Here is a 22,777-nt window from a genome sequence, read left to right on the forward strand (position 1 = left end):
TTTAGAAAGGAGGAATACGCATGTACATCTATCCCGATAACTTAAAATCAAGGGCCACACTCTGGTTGTGGCAGCTGCGGGATATTGGCATCATCGGAGTGGGGCTTTTAATATCTGTGTTTGCATTTGTGCAGCTGTGGCTTTTGCCACCTATTGTGATCACCGCCCTTTATGCCTTTTTAACAATACGTTTTGATGATATCAGCATCCTTGACTTTATTAAATATTCCTGTGCTTTCTTTTTAACGAAACAGCAGACCTACGAATGGGGGTATCCAAAATGAGTAAAGAAAAGAAAAGTACAAGACAGTGTCAGGTCACCCGTCAACTGATTGGAACCAGAGAGGTTATGGATTATTGTCTTGAAACCTACAGGAGCGATCGTCTGGTATATTTTATGATTAAGCCCACAAATATTTCTGTTTTATCAGAAGAAAGTATATCAGCTCGTATATATGCGTTGATGACTGTTCTCAAAGGCTTTGCCGAGCTAGAGTTCCTTTGTCTCAATAGCCGGGAGAGCTACGAGGATAATAAGCGATTTTTGCGAAGCCGTATGGATCAGGAAGATAAACCGGCTGTGCGGAAGTTGCTGGAGTTGGATCTGATTCACCTTGATCGTATACAGGTGCAGATGGCAACAGCGAGGGAATTCCTCGTTATCATACGGCTTTGTAACGAAAAGGAAAGCGAGGTTTTCCCTTATTTAAATCGCATAGAGAAAATCTTGCGGGAGCAGGGATTCATTGCACAACGAGCTGGCAAGGAAGATATTAAGCGATTACTGGCAGTCTATTTTGAACAGAATGTTACAACCGAAAAATTTGAGGATTATGACGGTGAGCGTTGGGTTATACTTGGTGATTAATATCTTAGTCTTGCATTGAATAAATAACCAAAACATGGTAAAATATCATATTAGGAATAGAGAAGAAAGGAGTGGATAGATTGGATTATAAAGTATTACTTCAAAAGAGAGATGACTATGAACAAATTAAAGATTCACTCCCTGAAATAACGGTAAAAAGCTACGCACAGCAATTTGAACTACAATATACACATAATTCTACAGCAATTGAAGGGAACACACTTACCCTTCTGGAAACTAAGGTGGTATTGGAGGAAGGGCTGTCTGTAGGTGGAAAAAAACTTCGAGAAATTTATGAGGTCATTAATCATAACAAAGCCTATCAGTATGTAAAAGACTGTATCGCAGAAAAAAAGCCTTTGGACGAGCATATTATTAAGGACTTACATGCTATTTTAATGGAGAATATTATGATTGGAGGAATATATCGGAACGTAGATGTTTATATTTCTGGTGCCTCCCATACTCCGCCAAGTCCTAACGAGATGTATCGTCAGGTAAAAGCATTTTATATGGATTTGCAGGATACAGCAATAGAAAATGTTATTGAGCTTGCAGCCTGGACACATGCTGAATTTGTGAGAATACATCCGTTTGCCGATGGAAATGGAAGAACCTCTAGATTAATCATGAACTATCAGCTGATGGCTCATGGCTTTTTGCCAATATCTATCGCGAAGGAAAACCGTCTGGAATATTTTAATGTTTTGGAAGCTTATGCAGTTGAACGGGATATTAAACCATTTTCCAATATGATTGCATCCCTAGAGGAAGAGCAGCTTGACCGCTATCTTGGAATGGCAATTACACACGGACAAACACAGCAACAACAACTTTAACTAGAAAGACCTCCAGTAATGGGGGGCTTTCAGACTGTAGACAAAGTATATTAAGGAATTCACAAAATGTATAATCACTTATGATTATACATTTTATTATTTACAACACAAAAACATGCAATTTTGAAGCAAATCCGAATTTAATGAAGTAAAAGTAGACTGTTAAGAGGTGCAGTTTTAATTGTCTATAAGGTTAAGATTTGGTATAATGGTTTGTAACAAATTTAATTTGTATAAATGGTATTTATTGGTTTGAATTTATACATAATGGAGGATTACAATGGAAAAAGAAATTCCCATATCATATGAAACAGCAAGTAGTATTCAAAGATCTGAAAGTCATGAAAAGAAGATTAAAAATATATTTCATAAAGTATATTATGAAGAGATTTGGGTATGTATAAATGAATTTAAAGAAGATCTTAACATTAATTATGAAGAGAATAACTTAAGTAGAATTGCAAAATTAACAATTTTAAGTCAAAGCATGTTAGATTATGATAAATCTTTTATTAGTGATTCAAGAAATGATAATGTCAAAGATTATAGACCTTATTTTTTTAGTTTTATAATTTATATGGGCCCCCGAAATAATAACAATATATATAATAAATTAAAAAAAATGGGGAACCAATGGTTTAAAGCTAGTTTAAGTTACAAGAACAACAATGATGATTGGCAAGAATATCATGGAGCGATAGAAAGTAGCGCAAGTGCTGTTATCTATCGAGATCACAAAATTTATATATCTGATTCAACTCTTTCACCTGTAACTCTTAATGAAATAAATAATACTTATAGAATAGTGAATCCAAGCTTAGATAAAAATGTCCAAAAAGAATTGAATTTATTGTTAAACAAAGTACGTTTCTTGTCCTCAAATGTTTATAAAGTAGGAAATGGCAATTTGATTAATATTATTGGAAAAAAAGGATCTGAAAAATTTAATGTGCTGTATGATGTAGGATATCATTCAAAACAGCACCCGAACGATAAAAGATTTATTTATGGCAGTGCTATAAGATATTTTAGAAAAAATGTGATACCCAATGCAGTATTTCTTTCTCATTGGGATGATGATCACATTATGGGCTGTGTATATGCACAAGATTCGTTGTTTGAATGTCCTTGGATTGCACCGGAAATAGTAAAAGCACATGCAATAAATGCAAAGCGCTTGGCAGCGTATTTAACAAAAAAAGGAAAATTGACAATAGTCAAAAGAAATACTATTGCTAGAAAATTATCTAAAATAAGTTATCTTAATTCAACAATATCATTCTATTTAGGTGAAAACAAGAAGAAAAATTCCATTAGTAAAGAAAATTGTGGGGGATTAGTTATAGAAATTAAAAATAAAAAAAGAAAAAGAAAGGTTGAAAACTTATTTTGTGGTGATATTCCATATTCTGCCATTGAAACAGTCATCTGGAATAAGAGAACTATAGGATATGATAATTTAGTAGTTCCTCATCATGGCTCAGTTATGAATTATTCTGCGCTAAAAGTTAAAAGCAATGCGACTGCTGTTGTATGTGGTAATAATACTGCTCACAGACCAGACCAGACTCACATAGTAGCCTTAGAAAATTTCGGACATGGATACAATGTAAAAGTAACTCAAAAGTCGTCTCATTGTTTCATAAAGCTTTTATTAAAGTAAATCTATGATTTCTATATACGAGAAACGAAATAATTATTATGGGAAGTTAGCAATACCAGCATTAGTTGGAAATATGAGAAAAATTGTAGATTATATAGCGTCACATTTATATATTAATTGTGTTGCCTCGTAATTTATTACAGAATAATTTTTTAAAAACGAAAATTATTGAAGATGTAGGTAAGTATATTTATGAAATGATTTTGTCTACAGTCTGAAAGACTTCCAGTAATGGGGGTCTTTCTCTTTACCAATTTAATATTCTGCAACCGCAATCCGTCACTTTTTAGTGGCGTTTTTTTTGATTTAAATTAAACGAAAGGAGTTTGCTCATGTCGAAAAAAAGCAATCCTGAAAGTATATTGCAGAAAGATATCCGAATTCAGGAGTTTCTTGATATGATTGCGCCCTCGGTGGTCAAGTTTAATACTGATCACTTTATATGCGGCAATACCTACCGATGTGTGTGGGCACTTCGCGAGTACCCAACCGCTACTGATGAACAGGCTATCCTCCGTCATCTTGGTGAAAAGGACGGTGTGACGCTGCACCTCTATACCCGTCATGTTACCCCGGTAGAGGAAAAGAAGATCATCTCAAATGCTGCAAATAAAAACCGTATGCAAAGTACCAGTACGCAGGATTTACAGCAGACGGTCACAGCGGAAAGTAATCTGCAGGATGTTGCGACTATCGTGGCGCAGATGCATCGTAGCCGGGAACCACTGCTTCATGTTGCTGTGTATATAGAACTGACCTCTCATGATTATGACCAGCTGAAGCTCTTACAGACGGAGGTTTTAACCGAACTCATCCGGAGCAAGCTCAACGTGGACCGGCTGATGCTGCGTCAACAACAGGGCTTCCAATGTGTCATGCCATCTGGTTATAACGTGTTCGGAGATCAGTTTGAACGGGTGCTGCCTGCCAGCTCGGTCGCAAACTTGTATCCCTTTAATTACTCCGGCAAGACCGATCCCAACGGCTTCTACCTTGGTAGAGATAAATTCGGAAGTAACATTCTGGCGGATTTTAACCGCCGTGCTGATGACAAAACCAATGCTAATATCCTCATTCTTGGAAATTCCGGTCAAGGCAAGAGCTACCTTCTTAAGCTGATTTTATGTAACCTGCGGGAATCCGGTATGCACATCATTGGACTAGATCCCGAAATGGAGTATGAGGATCTGACTCTCAATCTTGGTGGATGCTTCATTGACCTTATATCCGGCGAATTCATTATCAATGTATTGGAGCCAAAAAGCTGGGATGAAACCGGAGACCCAAAAGATACAGAGGCACCCCAGGCATTCCGGCAGACCAGCAAGCTCAGTCAGCACATCAGCTTTTTAAAGGATTTTTTTCGTACCTATAAGGACTTTACCGACAGAGAAATTGACACAATCGAAATCATGCTTGGCAGGCTTTATGAAAAATGGGGTATCACCGACCGAAGTAATTTTGACCGTTTAAAGCATACGGATTATCCCATTCTTTCTGATTTGTACGACTATATCGAGACAGAATACAAGAATTTCCATGAAAGTCACCGACAGCTCTATACAGCAGATTCTCTGCGGGAAATATGTCTTGGACTCCATTCCATGTGCAAAGGAGCGGAGTCTAAGTTTTTCAACGGTCATACCAACATTACCAGCAATGATTTTATAACCTTTGGTGTTAAGGGTGTGTTAAATGTCAGTAAAAATCTGCGAAACGCCTTACTGTTCAACGTACTGTCCTATATGAGCAATGAGCTTTTAACCACTGGGAACACCGCTGCCAGCATTGATGAACTGTATCTGTTCCTGACCAACCTGACCGCAATTGAATATATCCGCAACTTCATGAAACGTGTACGTAAAAAGGAAAGTGCCGTTATTCTTGCCTCGCAGAATCTGGAGGATTTTAATGTAGAGCATATCCGAGAGCTGACCAAGCCCCTGTTCTCCATTCCGACCCACCAGTTCCTTTTTAATGCAGGCTCCATTGATGCAAAATTCTACATGGATACCCTCCAGCTGGAGAAATCCGAATTTGAGCTCATACGTTATCCCCAGCAGGGTGTGTGCCTCTATAAATGCGGAAATGAACGCTATAACCTGATGGTTCATGCACCAGAGCATAAGGCAAAGCTGTTTGGAAAGGCAGGCGGTCGCTGATGACCGACCGGAATATACGGCGAAGGGAGTATAACTCATGGACATGAAGGAACAGCGGTTTGGCATTGAAATTGAGATGACCAGCGTGACTCGTGAACAGGCAGCAAAGGTTGCGGCGGAATATTTTGGAACTGCCAGCCATTACGACGGCACTTGTTATGATACCTATTCTGCGCTGGATTCTCAGGGGCGTAAATGGAAGTTTATGAGTGATTCCAGTATTACTGCACAGAAAAAATCCGGACGTCAAATCGTTTCCGCGCCAAGTGAATACAGAACCGAGATGGTCAGCCCTATCTGTCGCTGGGAGGACATCGAAACGGTACAGGAGCTAATCCGCAAGCTTCGGGAGGCTGGTGCAATTACCAACAGCTCCTGCGGCATTCATGTGCATGTAGACGCATCACCTTTTGACGCTAACACGCTTAGGAATATCACCAATATAATGGCAGCCAAGGAGGATATGATTTATAAGGCTCTGCAGGTGACTGTTGACAGACAGCACCGATGGTGTAAGCCGGTAGATAGCCGCTTTCTGGAGGAACTAAACGCTAGAAGACCCAAAACGCTGGATCAGGTCAGCAGCATCTGGTATGACGGCGGGGATGGCAGCCATGAGCATTACCATGACAGCCGCTACCACTGTTTAAATCTGCACAGTGTATTCCAGAAGGGTACGGTGGAGTTCCGTTTATTCAACAGCACTACCCATGCCGGCAAGATTAAAGCGTACATTCAGTTATGTATGGCGATTTCGGCACAGGCTCTTAATCAGCGCTGTGCCAGCCGAACCAAGACACAAACCACCAACGAAAAATATACATTCCGGACTTGGCTGCTGCGCCTTGGTCTTATTGGAGATGAATTTAAAACTGCAAGGCTGCATCTGTTGGAACATCTGGATGGCTGTATTGCCTGGCGTGACCCGGCACAGGCCCAGCAGCAGAAAGAACGATTACGGCAGAAAAAAGAACGGAATTTAGAAGAGGAACAGAGCGTTTCGGCGCAGACGGAGTCAGTTACAGAATACGAAACAAATCAGGCCGGGGAAGACGAGCAAAGCCCCGGTCTTACTATGTCCATGTAGAAGGAGGAATGCCTAAATGAAAAAAGAAACCTTATATATTGCTTATGGCAGTAATTTAAACCTTACTCAAATGGCCTATCGATGCCCTACTGCCGAGGTGATAGGCACTAGTGAAATGAAAGATTATGAGATGCTGTTTCGGGGGAGTCGCAGTAGTGCTGTTGCAACTGTGGAGCCTCTTATTGGTGCAAGGGTTCCGGTTCTCTTGTGGAAAATTCGTCCCCAGGACGAGCTTGCTCTTGATCGGTATGAAGGATATCCAAATTTTTACCGAAAGGAGCTGTTTCCCGTGGAGTTGGGCGGCAGATCAGTAAAAGCCATGGTGTATATCATGAATGATGGGCGCCCGTTTGGGGGCCCTTCTGATTATTATCTTAATACCATTCTGGAGGGTTATCACTCAGCTAATTTTGATACGGACTTTCTGGAACAGGCAGTGGAAAAATCGATTCAGTTAGCACAGAGTCAGGAACAGTATGAGCTGCAGCAGGGGAATCTGCTCGGACAGAAGTGGTGGTAAAAAATAAGTTTTACTGCACTTTGGGGATAATCCGTGTGCATGTTTACGAAAAGGAGGTGCAGCCATGGCTGATCCTGTAACGATTACTCTAGCGATAAAGGCAGCAATTATGGCAGCTGCAGATAAACGGACCTGGAAGGCGGTGGGTGTTCTCATTGCCGCGATTTTAACACCTTTTATCCTGATTATTGTCATGATTTCCAGTCTTTTGTCCGGAACTGCGAACCATAACAACGCCGCTGTTCAGCTATCCTTTCATAACGGAGTTATTTCAGGTAATGTACCGGAGGATTATCAAGAATATATTGAGGATATGCGTAAAAGTTTTTCGGAGCTGGATGTGATTATTGCTGAAATCACATTAATGATCGAGGATGGAAGTCTTGACCCTGTACAGGTTAAGGCTATTTTTTATTCTCTGTATTTCGGCGCTGAATCCTTGCGAGGAATTGATTATCAGTCATTTATTGACTGCTTCGTTCGCTACGAGGAACGCACTCGTACATGGTCGGATGAGGACGGAGTGGAGCATGAGGAGACCTACATCGCAGCGGTGCCGCTTACTTCCCTTCCAGTAATTTATAGAAATTTAGAAAGTACACTCGGGCGCAGGATTTCTTACGAAAATCAGGCAAATGCCTCAGAAATTTATTACCGGGCCTTATATGGAACCGGCGCAGCAGGCGAAGGAGATCGATTTGATCAGTGGTCGGATTGGCTGCCGGAACAGTTTGTCAATCCGACCTATGATCTGACTGCCGGAGAAACTGGTTCCCAGGCTGTTCAGCTTGCGCTGTCCCGTCTGGGAGATCCCTACTCACAGGAACTTCGCGGTCAGGCAGGTTATACCGACTGTAGTTATCTCGTACAGTGGATATACCGTCAGCTTCGGGTAAATCTTCCTGGTACAGCCGCCGAGCAGGGAAAATATTGTGTCAACAATGGTCTGACCGTTTCGAAAGCCGATCTTGCTCCAGGTGATCTTGTGTTCTGGAGCCACAAAGTAAACGGTCGTTATCTCAATATTACTCATGTGGGCATCTATGCCGGCAATGGCAAAGTAGTGGACGCCTCATCTTCCAGAGGACGGGTTGTGTACCGGGACCTGTTTGATTCTGACAAGCAGGTGCTATATGCAAGACCTTATGCGAAAAATACGGCACAATAAAGACCGTGATAGCCGGAAATAAAATTAAAAATTATAGGAGGAAAAGCAATGAGCATGTCAGAACTAAAGGTATCATTTCCGTCGGAAAAACTGGAAGCACTCCGTTTTTTCATGGACAAAAAGGAACTTACCATTGAACAGGAGCTAAAGGATTATCTGGACAAAACCTATGAAAAAGCAGTTCCTGCGCAAGTGCGGGAATATGTGGAGAGTCGCATGGAGCAGGTGTCTGCGCCGCAGGAAGGCCAGGATACATCCTCTGTAAGAGAACGACCAGTTCGTCAGAATCGACGCCAGAGGGAGCAGGCAGCTGCAGAGACACAGACAGAACACGTGCCATCCGAAACAACATCAGAGGATTCTCAGGAGGAAACGCCGGGTATGACAATGGGGATGTAACCATAAATGCAGAAAAGAAAAAGGAGGTTTCTGTCATGATAAAGCTTGGAATAGACAATGGAAACTACAATACAAAATCCTCAGAAGGTATGCTTTATGCCTCCGGCTTTACTGTAAGCGACCGGGAGTTTTTAACACCGGAGCTTCAGCTGTTCTATGAAGGCAGCTATTACGCCATCGGAGAGCGACGACTGCGCTTTCAGCAGGATAAGACAATGGAGCAGGATACTTTTATTCTCACCCTGCCAGCCATTGCCGAAGCTATGAAACGTGCTGGAGTAACGGATACAGATATTATGCTGGGTGTGGGGCTTCCCATTGACAGCTATGGTACACAAAAAGATGCGTTTCGGCGGTATTTTCTACAAAATGTGTCCTTTGAGTTCGAAGGTACAGCATACCGATGTCGTATTTCTGACTGTAAAGTGTTCGCCCAGGGACATGCGGCACTGTGCCGGTATTATCCTCGTTTGCAGGAATACAGAAGCATTACCCTCGTTGACATCGGCGGTTATACGGTGGATGTTCTCACAGTCCATAGTTTCAAGCTGGAGCGTGCAAGCTGTGTTAGTCTGCGTTTGGGAACTATCATCCTCTATAGCCGCATTCAGGACGCTCTGCAGAAAAGTGGCATTCTGCTTTCGGAAGCATTGATCACTGACGCAATCCGAGGGAAAATTCAACACACTGATCGTAAGAAAATTGAAGAAACAGTGGAGTATGAAGTGTCTGCCTACTGCAAGGAACTGCTGAACGCTCTTCGGGAACGGGGCTTGGATTTAAGGCTCCCTACTGTGTTTGCAGGCGGCGGAGCAGAACTGCTGGAATCCCGGCTGCAAGGAAATGAGATTAATATTGCTGCGGTGCTGAACCGGTTTGCCAATGCGGACGGGTATAAGCTCCTGCTGGGATAAGACTATGCGAAAACGATACTATCTGTCTTTTGATATGGACGATCCCAGACACCAGGAAGCCGAGCGGCTGTTCACTCAGCAGGCCAGCCGTCACCGATCCGAATTTGTGGTGTCCAGTATTCTATCCGCTAAACAAAACAGTCATATGGAACAAATTGTGCGGCAGGCTGTTCGAGAGGAAATAAATCAGCTCTCATTGAGAGCTACTCCTCTACAAGAGGAGCAGGCTGTGGCAGCACAGCTGGAGGATATTCCAGGCAGTCTGATACATGCACTTGAGGATTTATAGCATCCTGATGTTTAACTCAGAAGAAAGGTTGCACCAACTTGGCTCAAATTCATAGTCAGTTGTTTAAGATATTTATGATGAATGCACCAACTTGGCTTACTTAAATGGAGGTTAATTATGAAAACAACTCTAATCCCAATATATTACGAACTGGAGAAACTGGAAGCTCTGCGGCAGTATCGAAATGACGCAGAACTAAAGGCAGAACTGGAGGCTGTGCTTCAGGCGCTCTATGAAAAGAATGTTCCAGCAGAGGTTCAGGAACGTATTGAATCAGCAGGCAACATATAGGAATTACTCTTTATCTCTAAAATTTTGAAAGTGGTCAGAACCGTCAAAGCTGTGAAAAGTATAAACTACAAAAACAGGAGGATTTGCACAATGGAATATAAAGAATTTATGGAAGAAGTAGAACGGCATATCAAGGAATATCTGCCTGAGAAATGGAAAAATGAAGAGGTATCGGTTCGTCAGCAGCTAAAAAATAATGGAATTCAGTTATATGGAATGAGTATACGGATACCAGGAAGTGATCTTACTCCGCAGATATACTTAGATAATGCCTATCAATCTTACAGCATGGGTGTCAGTATGGAGGAAATCTTAAAGAAGCTTGCAGAACAATACCTGCAGTCAGTGGAAGCAGCACCGAAGTTTGGCATACATAAGTTTGACTACGAAAATTTGAAAGACAGTTTGTTTATGTGTGCGATAAATGCTGATAAGAATCGGGAACTGCTGTCCTCTGTCCCCCATCAGATAGTAGAGGATCTGGCTGTTGTATACCGCTATTTAATTGAAGAGGATGGAGGCATTTTTGGTACGGTCCTAGTCAATAACGATCATTTAAAGTTGTGGAATATTGATTCAGAGATGCTGCATGAACAAGCTGAAAAGAGTATGAAGCAGCTTATGCCATATGAGTTCCATAGCATGGACTATGTAATTGCGGATATGATGGGATGTTCCATAGAAGAGAGTCAACTCAGCATGGAAAACAGCTTTATGTTTGTATTGAGTAATAGCAAAAAGTGGCAGGGAGCTTCTTATCTGTTCTGCCCGGATGTATTGGAAGCAGTTTCAAAGGATCTTGGCGGAAACTATCTGATTCTTCCCTCATCGATCCATGAGCTGGTTGTGATTCGTGAAGAAAAGGAAAGAGAAATTGAGGATTTAAAGGATATTGTATGTGATATTAATCAAAGCCAGGTTGATGAGGAAGAACGTCTTTCTAATGAAGTTTATCGGTATGATGCGGAAACAGGAAGTATATCAATGGCATCTGACGGAGAAATGCAGCAGGGTATGCATCTGGAGATGTAATGCTATAAATAATATTTTACCCACTCAGTAAAGCATGTAACAACATGGAGAAAAGATTCCCCCTGTTGCCGCCTGTATGCCCCTGTAACGCCTTTATCTATCAGGAGCAGAGTGTTGCGCCATAAGACAGTAAAAGCCCCTGTTGCCACCGTTAACACCTAATTCCTGGCAGTGGTAAGAACCGCCAAAACTGGGGTGATCCAGGGGGTCGAAAATGATGCGGGTTAAAGGAGCGGGGTCAAGGACGCCCCGCTCCGGCTCACATCTCCCCGCAGTGCGGGGAGAAAAACGGTTTCTTACCGGGGTCGTAAAAATGCCCTTGGGGTTGCCTTCGGGGTTGTGCGAATGCCACAATAGCGGTAAATGCGTAAAACAAAGGCTTTTTATAGGGGTTGTGACCGGTGTTGTAGCCCTTTTTTGATAGAAACGGAGGTCTACCATGTCAGAAGAAGCAAAAAACAAAAAGAAGTTCCCTCTGTGGATGTATCCGGAAACCAGACAGCTAGTGGCAGACTGGTACCAGCGTGACAATTGCCAGAGTCAAAGTGAGTTCATCGAAAAGGCAATTAAATTTTACTGCGGCTACATCTCCGCAGAAGAAGGGATGCGTTTTCTTCCAGCCGCTATCACCACAGCCATGACCGGAATGGTGGATGGTCTGGAGAGCCGTATGTCCCGGCTGATATTCAAGCTGGCAGTTGAGATGTCAATGATGATGAATATCCTCTCCACCACTGCAGATGTAGACGAAAATACCCTGCGTAAGCTCAGGGGGAAATGTGTAGAGGATGTAAAGCGATCAGTGGGTTCCGTGACCTTTGAGAATGTAGCCAGCTTCCAGAAGAGAGAAAGGCGTGACTGACCATGCCCCGAATTATCTTTAAATGCCGCTATCTAAAAAACACGGCAGCTCATGCAGAAAATCTGGTAACCTACATTGCCACGCGGGAGGGCGTAGAGCGACTTCCAGAGCGGATGCGAAATCGTCCTGCCACAGATAAGCAGAAGTTTCTTATGTCAGATATTCTGGAGCAGTTTCCAGATTCCACAGGGCTGTTCGAGTATGAGGACTATTTAATGAAGCCTACCATGGAAAATGCCTCAGAATTTATCTCTGCTGCATTGGATCAAAACATTGACCAGTTGGCACATCAAGAGGTGTATGTTAACTATATTGCTACCCGTCCCCGTGCCGAACAACTGGACAGTCATGGGCTGTTCTCCGATGAAGATGTTCCGCTGGTGCTTTCGCAGACAGCACAGAAGGTGGCAGCGCACACCGGAAACATCTGGACACCTATTATTTCCCTGAGGCGAGAGGATGCTGCCCGGTTAGGATACGACAATGCTGCTGCGTGGATGGCTCTGCTGCGTAAGCAGAGGAATGTCTTTGCCCAGCAAATAAAGATTGTACCAGAGAATTTGCGCTGGTACGCTGCCTATCACGATGAAGGACATCACCCTCACTGCCACATGATCGTGTATTCGGTCGATCCACGTGAGGGCTTTATAACCAAGCCAGCCATTGAAGCCATGCGAAGCAGTCTGGCAAGGGAAATCTTTCAGCAGGATCTGCTCCAGATTTATACCGAGCAGACGGAGCGAAGAAAAACGCTGACGGCACAGAGTCAGGATACACTCCAGGACCTTCTGAGGCAGATGCAGACGGGGAATTGTGATAATCCTGTTTTGGAAAATATGTTGACTCAGCTTGCGGAACGGCTTCGGCAAACCACCGGCAAAAAGCAATATGGCTATTTAAAAGCACCGATCAAGAAACTGGTAAACCAGATTGTTGACGAGCTGGCGAAGGATGGACGTGTATCGGCAGCTTATGTCCAATGGCAGGAGCTGCGAAACGAGGTGCTACGTACTTACAAGGATGACCTTCCCGTGCCGGTGCCGCTTTCCCAGCAGAAGGAATTCAAGCAGATAAAAAATATAATAATTTCGGAGGCGGTCAGGTTGTGCAATCAGGAGGTTGTTTTTGTAGGAGATGAATATGCCGAATCGCTTCCAGAGGGAGAAAGCATTATAGAGGAAGCAACAATCATGAATCATATAGAATCAATTGAAGAAGCCAGTTCTGTTTTTCTTAATACAGATGAAGAAGGGGAAATAAAAGTATTTGAGCTTGAAACCGGAGCTAGACATAACTCTGAATCATCACCCACTGAACATTCTAATAACATATCTCCAGTATCTGCCTTAAGTACAGTGCCCAAAAAGCCACACATTGCATGGAACAACCGCTATAAACAGGCCCTTACCTATCTTTATGGTACGGATATCGCAGAGCCGGACTTTGAACAGGCTCTGCCCTTATTTTTGCTAGAAGCAGAGGACGGAAATGCCCTTGCCATGCATGATTTGGGGCGGATGTTTACTGACGGGTTAGGTGTGGAAATGAATACAGATGCTGCTTTTGTCTGGTACTCCAAAGCGCTTGCTGCTTTTCTGGCGATTGAAGCCAAAAAGGAACATCGGTATGTAGAGTACCGCATTGGCAAACTGTATGCAGCAGGGCTTGGAACGAAACAGGACTATGTGGAAGCGGCAAACTGGTTTAAGGAAGCAGCCTCCAAGAACCATAAATACGCTCAATATTCTTTGGGAGTTCTCTATTATAGGGGAAGGGGCGTAGAACATAATTTAAATACCGCGTTTCAACTGTACCAAAGTTCTGCTAAACAGGGTATGCCCTATGCAGACTATGAGATGGCAAAGATGTATCGGGACGGAATTGGAACAGCGCGGAATACTGAGGAAGCGCAGCTGCATTTTAAGGCTGCTTTCCATGGTTTTCAGCAGATGGAACGACAAAGCCGTAATGATAAGCTTCAGTACCGCCTTGGTCAGATGCTCTACACCGGAACCGGAACGAAAAAGAACTTGGACGAGGCGATTTACTATTTGGAAAAATCCGCTCGGCTGGGGAATGTCAATGCACAATATATGCTGGGAAAAATTTATCTGGATGTGCACTGCGGAAAATTTAACGTAGAGAAAGCTCTTCGATGGCTGATAAAAGCGTCTGACAACGGCAATGCTCTTGCACAGTATGCTCTCGGAAAGTTCTATCGGGACGGAAATTACGTGGAAAGGAATATACAAAGGGCAGTAGATTTATTTACCCTCTCGGCAGAGCAGGATAACTCCTATGCAGCGTATGCCCTGGGAACGTTGTATCTGCAGGAAGAAGGCATCTCAAAAGATACGGCTGCTGCTGTAAAATGGCTGAAAAAATCAGCTGAACAGGAAAATCAATACGCCCAATACCAGCTCGGCAAACTGTATCTGCTGGGACAGGAGGTTCCCCGCGACAGGGAAGCTGCTGTGCGATGGCTCACTCTCTCAGCAGAACAAGGTAATATTTATGCGCAGTTTTTCCTGGACAACTTGGACTCCATCCGTAATCCCTCCATGTTTTTGGCAACAACAAGGTTACTGCATCATATCAGTCGGATATTTCAGGAGGAAGTCAAAAGACTCTCTGGTAGTCCAGGTATTCAAACGGAAAGTAAGCTGCGCAGAAAGCTGAGAGAAAAAAAGATTGCCCAGGGGCACGCTCCGAATGATCATGAACAAAAGCTCACTATTTATTAAAAAAAAGGAGGTATGGTATTCCATGGGGAAGCAATTACAGAGACAGAAAAAGAAACTGCCGCCTATACAAACCGTTCAATTATGTCAAAGGTCGTCCATGCATCAGCGGGCGGCCTTTTTCTGCACTCGGCATGGGCATATGCGCTGTGAAAACGTAAACGTTGATAAAGGGGGTGTTTCAGATGGCATATGTATATTTTACCGATGAACAAAAACATCAGGCTAATACAGTGGATCTGGTGGACTTCCTCCAGCGCCAGGGAGAACAGCTGGTTCGTTCAGGACGGGAATGGCGCTGGAAACGGTATGACAGTGTAACCGTCCGGGGCAACGAATGGTTCCGCCATTCCCGCAAAGAAGGTGGCTGTGCCATTGATTTTGTACAGCAGTTCTATGATATGAGCTTTCCGGAGGCGGTATGTTTCCTACTGGGCGGGGAATCCGGCGTGGAGTGGAACCAAACAGAGAAAAGCGCCCCGTGTCCACGCAAGGTTTTTGCACTGCCAGAGGAAAACTACGACATGCGACGGGTGTTTGCATATCTCATCAAGCAGCGGTTTATAGATCGGGAGATAATATCATTTTTTGCCCACGAAAAGCTCATTTATGAGGACAGCCAGTATCATAATGCAGTGTTCGTAGGTATGGACGAAAATAGTATCCCCCGTCATGCTCATAAGCGCGGTACCTATACAAAAGGAGATTCTTATAAGGGCAATGTAGAAGGAAGTGATCCAAAATTCTGTTTTCATTGGAGCGGAAACAGTGACCGAATCTATGTTTTTGAAGCACCGGTAGATATGCTGTCTTTTATCACCCTGTATCCAAGAGACTGGCAGGAACACAGCTATGTTGCCCTGGATGGAGTTTCAGAGCATGCACTGCTTCAACAGCTTCGGCAGAACACGCAGCTTAGAAAAGTATTCCTTTGCCTGGATCATGACGCAGCTGGGATCGAAGCAAATGCACGATTGAAGGAGATTCTTTCCGAAAATGATTATATAGATGTAACCGTAATTCAGTCAATCAACAAGGACTGGAATGAGGATCTAAAAGCAAAAAACGGTATGCCTCCAATTCCCTCAGAGGAACACCCAAAGATTATACTTTTTCCGCAAGTATGTGAGAAATTGCTTGTGTCATGCGAAAAAATCAGTCTCAACCGGAATATCAGATATCTGTTAAAGAATACTTATCAAGCTTTGAAGCCAATGGTAAGTAGCGGAAAGATTATGCCGGAAAATAAAGAGTCCGTAAGAGAATGTATAGAATATATGGCGGCGTGTTCCCTGCTGTTAACAAAGGAACTGTGCCGTCAGATGGAGCATCTGGTGACTACGGATAAACTTATGAAGAAAATTCAAACGAATTATAGCGTTCATAAAGACAGGGGAGGGCTTCGTTCCAGGCTGGAGGATATTCGTGGCGATATGACTGAGCTTAACCAAATGATTGATACTTCTGGTATCCGCACGGAGACTGACCAGAAACAGCTTGGTGGAGTATACCTTCGTTTGGCATTAAACTGTATCAGAACTGAAATGTTCATAGAACTGGAGTTTCAAGCGTTACAACAAAAACAGGAGAAAGAGACAAATATGAGATTAAGCATGTGACTAGGAATCACCTAAGACACAGAAACCTTCAAGAAGTTGAAACTTTCCTTGGCGGTTTTCTTTTACAATGAAACGGAGGGCAACCGATGCAGATGCCACAAATAGTAACCTTGATTGTCGTAGGCACGACAATGTTTAGTATACTTGCTTCATTATCACTGCTTGCCCATTATTACAGCCTAAATGGTATAAAATCTAAAACTGTAGGTGATGGTCAACATGGTACGGCCCGTTGGGCAACTAAAAAGGAAATTCGGACGGTCTATACCCCGATTCGATATGAGCCGGAAAAATGGCGTCAGGGAAACAACATGCCCAAAGCACAAGGGTTGATTGTAGGCTGGAGAAAAGCATCACTCTTTGATAAATCAACGCATCACGGCTATGCTCTGGTAGATGACGATGATATTCACTGTCTGATGATTGGTGCGGCAGGTGTCGGCAAAACAGCCAACTTTCTCTATCCAAATCTGGAATATGCCTGTGCTTCTGGCATGAGCTTTATCACTACCGACACAAAGGGGGACCTTTATCGAAACTATGCAGGAATTGCCAAGGATTATTACGGCTATCATGTGTCGGTCATTGACCTGCGAAATCCTACCCGCTCGGATGGCAATAACCTGCTCCATCTAGTCAACCGATATATGGATTTGTACCTTGCTCACCCGGAAAGCATAACGTACAAGGCAAGAGCGGAAAAGTACGCTAAGATTACAGCCAAGACCATTATTAATTCTGGAGGTTTCGACAGTGCTGCCGCAGGGCAAAATGCCTTCTTCTATGATGCAGCAGAAGGGCTTCTGACCTCAGTCATTCTGCTGATTGCCGAATTTTGTGAGCCAGGGGAGCGGCATATCGTATCCGTGTTTAAGCTTATTCAGGATCTGCTGGCGCCCAGCGGTGTCAAAGGCAGGACGCTGTTTCAGCTTCTGCTGGCGCATTTGCCTGACGATCATAAAACCAAGTGGTTTGCAGGCGCGGCACTCAACTCTGCAGAGCAGGCCATGCAGAGCGTTTTATCCACAGCACTGTCACGGCTCAATGCCTTTTTAGATTCAGAGCTGGAACAGATTTTATGCTTTGACACTGCCATAGATGCTGAACGGTTTTGCACCGAGAAAAGTGCCATTTTTCTCGTCATGCCGGAAGAAGATTCCACTAAGTATTTTATAATCAGTCTAATTGTTCAGCAGCTTTACCGGGAAATTCTTTCTGTAGCCGATGAGTATGGCGGTAAGCTGCCAAACCGCGTCATGATGTTTTTAGATGAAATTGGAACCATCCCTAAAATTGAATCGGCAGAGATGATGTTCTCGGCCAGCCGCTCCCGGCGGGTATCCATTGTTGCCATAATCCAGAGCTTTGCACAGCTGGAGAAAAACTATGGCAAGGAAGGTGCTGCTATTATAACCGATAATTGCCAGGATACAGTGTTCGGCGGTTTTGCTCCTAACAGTGAATCGGCACAGATTTTGTCAAAGGCCCTCGGCAGTCAGACTGTTATGAGTGGTTCTGTCAGCAGGGGAAAGAATGACCCTAGTCAGTCCTTACAGATGATTGAGCGTCCATTGATGACACCGGATGAGCTGAAATCCATGCCAAAGGGAAGGTTCATTGTAACCAAGACAGGAGCCTATCCCATGCGTACCTGCCTTAAGCTGTTCTTAGAATGGGGTATTACCTTTGGCAAGCCATATGAAATTGCAGAGCAGTCCGCAAGAAAGGTGGAGTATGCCGACCGCCGTAAAGTGGAGGAAGAAATCATCCGTCGAAATGCCGCTTTTGAACCAGAGCCTGAAGTGAGAAAAGATATGGTATCAGCTTCGGGAGGAATCGTACAAACTCCGAATCCTGCTATAAATTTAGAACCAATGGAGCAAAAACAGTATTCGGACAGGAGGTGAAAATATGACCTATTTTACATCTGTGTATCAATCTGAGTTGCCTCACCGGGCAAAATCCGTATTCATGTATCTCCATGATAGGGCTGATCATAACCGCAAATGCTATCCGGCAATTGGTACCATTGCCAGAGAACTGAATCTTTCCAGAAGCACCGTTAAGAGGGCATTGTCAGATTTGGAGAAAAGCGGCTACCTTCGAAAGGAGCAGCGGTGGCGGGATAATGGAGGCAAGAGCAGCAATCTCTATTTTTTGAACAGTAACCCGCAATAATCGGATATTAAAGACTATTTCCCCTAGGCTAAAAAGATAGAGCAGCTGAAAATGATGCAAAAGGAATTTTCAAGAATATGAAAAACAGTCTTTTATATGATATAATCGCATTATATTTTTGAGAGTACATTAATAAAAAGGTTAAGTACACAGTTAGACTTAAAAGTAGATCATACCGCCAAGAGAATGCTCTGCTTTTTTTTGGACTGTGACTGAGTTCGTGATGCGCCGTGAAAGAGAACTCCTCATTCTAAGAAAAGATAATTGCAGAAAGAGAACAATTGTATAGATAGTTACAACGCCCGTAAATTTTATCATTATGATATTGGATATGCACTGAATATAAACGAAACCGCCAAAACCGCCAATATGCTGCTGGCGGTCTGCGGCGCAAAGCATTATGAAATCCCGCGCTCCATGATTTTGCTGAAAAGGCTGGAAACTATGGACACCACTGTGTTTTGCTTGCTTACCTACAAAAAGGTAAAAGGTGATTATGCCGCTATTCTGCAAGGCGATTTTTATAAAGTATTGCTTTTGGAGTACCATCCTGAGCCTACGGACGGTATGAGCAATGCCAAAGCATATAAAGCGATGATGACAAAATATATCGCCGGGGCGTAATGCCCAATGTGAGGAGTATTTTTGATGATAACCAGCAAGTCGAACTAAAGCAACAGGTATATGTCAGCAGTCTGAAAAGCCGTGCGTTTTCCGAACTGATTTATCGGAATAACTGGTCTAATAAAGATGGCCAAGCAGCTTCACATATCTGTTTCTACGGTAAAGCGTACATTAAAGGAGCTGACTGATTCAAAATTAAGCTCGTTTCTGTTAAATTGCACTTAATAGTATTTGGACTATTTCAAAATTATCGATTTTTATTTCTGAATTCCAGTGGTGTTATTCCTTCTTGCTTTACAAAAGTACGAATGAAGTGGCTGGTAGTCAAATAGCCGACTTGAGCTGAGATCTCTTTGATTTGCATATCTGTCTCTATCAGCAGTTGCTTAGACTTTGATAATCTAAGATTCGTAATGTAATCAATAAATTTTATTCCTGTTTCCTTTTTGAATTTTGTACTTAAATAATTTGGTGAAACATGTAGTTCAGAAGAAAGGCTGATGATAGAAATGTCCTCCATGTAATGCCTTTTTATATAATTTATTGCTCTGTTAATAGAAAATAGATCAGCGCTCTTTTTTTGCAACAGTGTTTGGGCCAGGGTTTTATAGTAATTTGGAAAATCATTTATTGTTGACAAGGGTTGATTTTGTAATGGCATAACTTGTGTATGCCATACCACAATATTTGCAAGTTTTATTTTACTGTTATAAATATTTGAATTTTCCATTCCGTTCAAGATACGATGTGCAGCATTAGAGAATTCAATGTAGGATCCATTCATATATAAGTTATATAATTCTGTAAAATCTTGCGCGAGGATCAGATCTTTTGTAAGAGAAGTTTGTATTTTTGAACTATAAGTAAATATACGGTGCATGCCATATATTATTCTGATCGAGGAAAAAACCTTTAATTCGTCAAAGGTAAGTTTTAAAACAGATGATGAAATAAAAGAGTCGAAATTAAATATAGTGAGATCCTGGTTTTCCCGTTGGTGCAGGGATTTCGCCACAGTTTCCTTTATGAAGGAAATTATGGCAGAGGATGGTTGTTCTTTATCTGTACAAAAAACAACTCCCATCTGATCTTCAAGTGGAACAGTAATAATATGGATATTGGGATATATAAAAGTTACCTGGTTTAAACATTCTAAATCGCAGTTATCAATATTGTTGCTTGTTAAGTAATATGGCAAGCATAGCAGGCTATTTGTATTGCTGATTTGATTATCACTAAGCAGTATTTTAGTAATTTGTGCAGAGTAAAAGTTATTGATATGCTGCTTTTCGTTATCTAAACTTTGTTTCTCTCTTTCTATTATCTGTGATAATGTTTGAACATCTAAGGGTTTCAGAAGAAAGTCCTTTACGCCAAGGTGAATTGCTTCTGCTGCGTATTCAAACTTTTCAAAACCTGTGAGGATATAGAAAGATGTATCGGGAGCAGAGGCCTGGCACCTTTTAATGGCCTCAAGACCAGATATATCTGGCATTTTTATATCAACTAAGGCGACTTGAATCGAGTGTATCTGTAATAGTTCAATCATTTTATTACCACAATCGGCAGTTATAATATTTTGATTGCTGATACCACAATCATTTAATGCTTTTTGTACGCTTATTCTAGATAAAAATTCATCATCAGCTATTAGGAAATTCATTTTTATTAACCTCCAGAGTGAGTGTAATAACTGTCCCCATATTAGGTGCGCTTTCAATGCTCATGGTATTTTGTGGATTTAATAATTTCAGACGTTTTTCAACATTCGACAGGCCGATGTGTGATTGGTAGCTGTTTATCTCAAATCCGATGCCATCATCTTCAATTGTTATTAAAATGAAATTATTTTTATAATCGATAATATCTACATTCAGGTAACAATTTTTTCGTTGTGGCTCTATGCCGTGAATAATAGAGTTTTCAACAAGCGGTTGAAGTAATAATTTTGGCATAGAATATAGAGCAGTGCTTTTTTCGTAATTAATGTTATAATTCAATTTATTTTGAAAACGTAGTTTTTGTAAGGCGCAGTAATCATTTATAAATCTGAGTTCTTGTTCCACACTGCTTTCATTGGTGGAACTTAACGTATAACGAAGCATGCTTGTAAGTGAAAATAATGATTTTCCCAACTTATCATTTTGACCGATTTGGTTAAGTGCAATTAAACTGCCTAAAGTATTAAAAAGAAAATGTGGGTTGATCTGAGCCTGGAGAGCTTTGAACTGAAATTCTTTCTGCTCTATTTTCAGTTGGTATTCCTGCTGTATTTTTTCTTCCAGCAAAGAGGTGATATAAGTGATAGAATCTATCATTAATTGCAGTTCGTTATTTTTGGAGAAGGTATAATTATGGTTTATATTTCCCTGCTTTATCTCTTCAGTCATCTGATTAATTGTGTTAACAGTCTCGACCATTCTTTTAGAGTACATAAAATAGATCACTGTTGCAAAAATCAAACCTAATATATAAAAGAGTATAGCAATAACATAAATATAAAGGCTTTTGGCATGAATGGCTGTTTTACTTAAGAGGACATAAACATTCCAATTATATGAATTCTCATTTGAATGGTAAACGAACCATTTCTGATTCATATAGGTTATTTCTTTTTCAGAAGCAGAAAGATTGCTTATTGCATTTGGGTCTGTTTCAGTATTCGAATAGATCAGATTGTTTTCATTATCGGTAATGATAAAAAAAGATGGAACATGCCATTCAAGATTTTTATATATATTTTCAAAAGAATCCATACTGGCATCTATTTTGATTACGCATTGAGATTTGCGGGTTTTAATGTTAACAATTGACCGAACTACGGAAATCACTTTAGGTCTTACATAGTTACTATTGTCTGCCATATAATATTTGAGCAGATGTGGAGGAATAAATATTGCTTTACCATTTGCTTTGACTGCCTCCTGATACCATGCTTCTTTTGAAAAGTCATAAGTAGGATCTATAGAGCAATTAATTAATCTTGTACTGTTAAAAACAGCTTGTTTATTGGAGACAATCAATGTACCCAGGATGTCATTACGGGTATACTGGGAAAATGTCAACATATTACCGACAGCCTTTTCTATTTCAATTTTATCAAGAGTATCCGGTCCATTGGGTTTCTGATTTATTTTGCTGATGGCAATAATAAAACTATTGTTGTAATAAGGCATCAGGCTTGTCTGATCTAATTCAGTTAAATAGGTATTTAAATTTCTGCTTAATGTTTGCAGGGATTGATTCATTAAAATAAATATATCATGATTATAGTTCTTATTATATATATTAGCGATAAGGATTGTGACCGCCGCCATAGGGATAAACATACTAATTAAAAAATTTCGTATTAGAGAAAATGAGAATTTAAGGGTTTTTATCTTATTAGATGTGTCCATTCAAATCCCTCCTTTGTCTTTTATATTAGTATATACAAAAGACAGATGCAAGGGCAGTGTAAAAAATGCTTATTACAAATAGAAATTGAATATTTTATTGAAATCAGATGATGATATGATATG

General features: G+C 41.6%; 22 protein-coding genes. 20 read left to right on the forward strand and 2 right to left on the reverse strand.

Features of this window, described 5'->3' with window-relative positions; translation table 11 throughout:
* Positions 1-20 precede the first annotated feature (20 nt).
* The 20 genes from RT269_RS10980 to RT269_RS11075 all read left to right on the forward strand — a co-directional run bounded on the left by RT269_RS10980 (position 21) and on the right by RT269_RS11075 (position 19,256).
* The gene (locus RT269_RS10980; protein ID WP_026889870.1) at positions 21-284 is read left to right on the forward strand and encodes a hypothetical protein; all 264 of its coding nucleotides are present in this window, start codon (positions 21-23) and stop codon (positions 282-284) included.
* Positions 281-868 (forward strand): hypothetical protein, encoded by a 588-nt coding sequence (locus RT269_RS10985; protein ID WP_313182579.1) that lies wholly within the window; start codon positions 281-283, stop codon positions 866-868. The genes RT269_RS10980 and RT269_RS10985 overlap by 4 nt, the downstream gene beginning before the upstream one ends.
* An 80-nt stretch (positions 869-948) precedes the next feature.
* Entirely contained in the window at positions 949-1,707 is a 759-nt protein-coding gene (locus tag RT269_RS10990) for a Fic family protein (protein ID WP_313182580.1), read from the forward strand.
* 280 nt (positions 1,708-1,987) lie between these two features.
* On the forward strand, positions 1,988-3,370 hold the full coding sequence (locus tag RT269_RS10995) for a hypothetical protein (protein WP_313182582.1): 1,383 nt from the start codon (positions 1,988-1,990) through the stop codon (positions 3,368-3,370).
* A gap of 332 nt (positions 3,371-3,702) precedes the next feature.
* Positions 3,703-5,532 carry a VirB4 family type IV secretion system protein gene (locus RT269_RS11000; protein WP_313182584.1) on the forward strand — a complete coding sequence of 610 codons (1,830 nt, stop codon included), beginning with the start codon at positions 3,703-3,705 and terminating at the stop codon, positions 5,530-5,532.
* Between the two features lie 37 nt (positions 5,533-5,569).
* Positions 5,570-6,619 carry an amidoligase family protein gene (locus tag RT269_RS11005; protein ID WP_313182586.1) on the forward strand — a complete coding sequence of 350 codons (1,050 nt, stop codon included), beginning with the start codon at positions 5,570-5,572 and terminating at the stop codon, positions 6,617-6,619.
* A gap of 16 nt (positions 6,620-6,635) precedes the next feature.
* Positions 6,636-7,139 carry a gamma-glutamylcyclotransferase family protein gene (locus tag RT269_RS11010; protein ID WP_313182588.1) on the forward strand — a complete coding sequence of 168 codons (504 nt, stop codon included), beginning with the start codon at positions 6,636-6,638 and terminating at the stop codon, positions 7,137-7,139.
* A gap of 64 nt (positions 7,140-7,203) precedes the next feature.
* Positions 7,204-8,307: a C40 family peptidase gene (locus RT269_RS11015; protein WP_313182589.1), complete on the forward strand. Its 1,104-nt coding sequence runs from the start codon at positions 7,204-7,206 to the stop codon at positions 8,305-8,307.
* A gap of 48 nt (positions 8,308-8,355) precedes the next feature.
* Positions 8,356-8,706, forward strand: a complete 351-nt coding sequence (locus RT269_RS11020; protein ID WP_313182591.1) for a DUF6103 family protein — start codon at positions 8,356-8,358, stop codon at positions 8,704-8,706.
* Between the two features lie 35 nt (positions 8,707-8,741).
* Positions 8,742-9,620, forward strand: coding sequence for a ParM/StbA family protein (locus tag RT269_RS11025; protein WP_313182593.1), 879 nt, complete (start codon positions 8,742-8,744; stop codon positions 9,618-9,620).
* A gap of 4 nt (positions 9,621-9,624) precedes the next feature.
* A complete protein-coding gene (locus RT269_RS11030) occupies positions 9,625-9,909 on the forward strand; it encodes a plasmid segregation centromere-binding protein ParR (RefSeq protein WP_313182595.1) in 285 nt (94 codons plus the stop codon).
* Between the two features lie 117 nt (positions 9,910-10,026).
* Complete coding sequence (locus RT269_RS11035; RefSeq protein WP_313182596.1) at positions 10,027-10,200, forward strand: hypothetical protein; 174 nt, start codon at positions 10,027-10,029, stop codon at positions 10,198-10,200.
* Positions 10,201-10,290: 90 nt separating this feature from the next.
* Positions 10,291-11,232 carry a DUF5688 family protein gene (locus tag RT269_RS11040; protein WP_313182598.1) on the forward strand — a complete coding sequence of 314 codons (942 nt, stop codon included), beginning with the start codon at positions 10,291-10,293 and terminating at the stop codon, positions 11,230-11,232.
* Between the two features lie 439 nt (positions 11,233-11,671).
* Positions 11,672-12,094 carry a hypothetical protein gene (locus RT269_RS11045; RefSeq protein WP_104437357.1) on the forward strand — a complete coding sequence of 141 codons (423 nt, stop codon included), beginning with the start codon at positions 11,672-11,674 and terminating at the stop codon, positions 12,092-12,094.
* A gap of 2 nt (positions 12,095-12,096) precedes the next feature.
* Positions 12,097-14,838 carry a MobP3 family relaxase gene (gene mobP3, locus RT269_RS11050; RefSeq protein WP_313182599.1) on the forward strand — a complete coding sequence of 914 codons (2,742 nt, stop codon included), beginning with the start codon at positions 12,097-12,099 and terminating at the stop codon, positions 14,836-14,838.
* A gap of 12 nt (positions 14,839-14,850) precedes the next feature.
* Positions 14,851-14,988 (forward strand): hypothetical protein, encoded by a 138-nt coding sequence (locus RT269_RS11055; RefSeq protein ID WP_313182600.1) that lies wholly within the window; start codon positions 14,851-14,853, stop codon positions 14,986-14,988.
* Positions 14,989-15,020: 32 nt separating this feature from the next.
* Positions 15,021-16,454: a DUF3991 domain-containing protein gene (locus tag RT269_RS11060; protein ID WP_313182601.1), complete on the forward strand. Its 1,434-nt coding sequence runs from the start codon at positions 15,021-15,023 to the stop codon at positions 16,452-16,454.
* Between the two features lie 86 nt (positions 16,455-16,540).
* Complete coding sequence (locus RT269_RS11065) at positions 16,541-18,361, forward strand: VirD4-like conjugal transfer protein, CD1115 family (RefSeq protein ID WP_313182603.1); 1,821 nt, start codon at positions 16,541-16,543, stop codon at positions 18,359-18,361.
* 4 nt (positions 18,362-18,365) lie between these two features.
* Positions 18,366-18,632, forward strand: a complete 267-nt coding sequence (locus RT269_RS11070; RefSeq protein ID WP_313182605.1) for a helix-turn-helix domain-containing protein — start codon at positions 18,366-18,368, stop codon at positions 18,630-18,632.
* Between the two features lie 264 nt (positions 18,633-18,896).
* Positions 18,897-19,256 carry a hypothetical protein gene (locus RT269_RS11075; protein ID WP_313182607.1) on the forward strand — a complete coding sequence of 120 codons (360 nt, stop codon included), beginning with the start codon at positions 18,897-18,899 and terminating at the stop codon, positions 19,254-19,256.
* Between the two features lie 247 nt (positions 19,257-19,503).
* Here the strand turns inward: RT269_RS11075 and RT269_RS11080 are convergent, their stop codons facing one another.
* On the reverse strand, positions 19,504-20,919 hold the full coding sequence (locus RT269_RS11080; protein WP_313182609.1) for a response regulator transcription factor: 1,416 nt from the start codon (positions 20,917-20,919) through the stop codon (positions 19,504-19,506).
* Entirely contained in the window at positions 20,900-22,654 is a 1,755-nt protein-coding gene (locus RT269_RS11085; protein ID WP_313182611.1) for a cache domain-containing sensor histidine kinase, read from the reverse strand. Before RT269_RS11085 ends, RT269_RS11080 begins: the two co-directional genes overlap by 20 nt.
* Positions 22,655-22,777 lie beyond the last annotated feature (123 nt).

The sequence above is a fragment of the Lacrimispora sp. genome, assembly GCF_032078915.1.
GTDB lineage: Bacteria > Bacillota > Clostridia > Lachnospirales > Lachnospiraceae > Lacrimispora.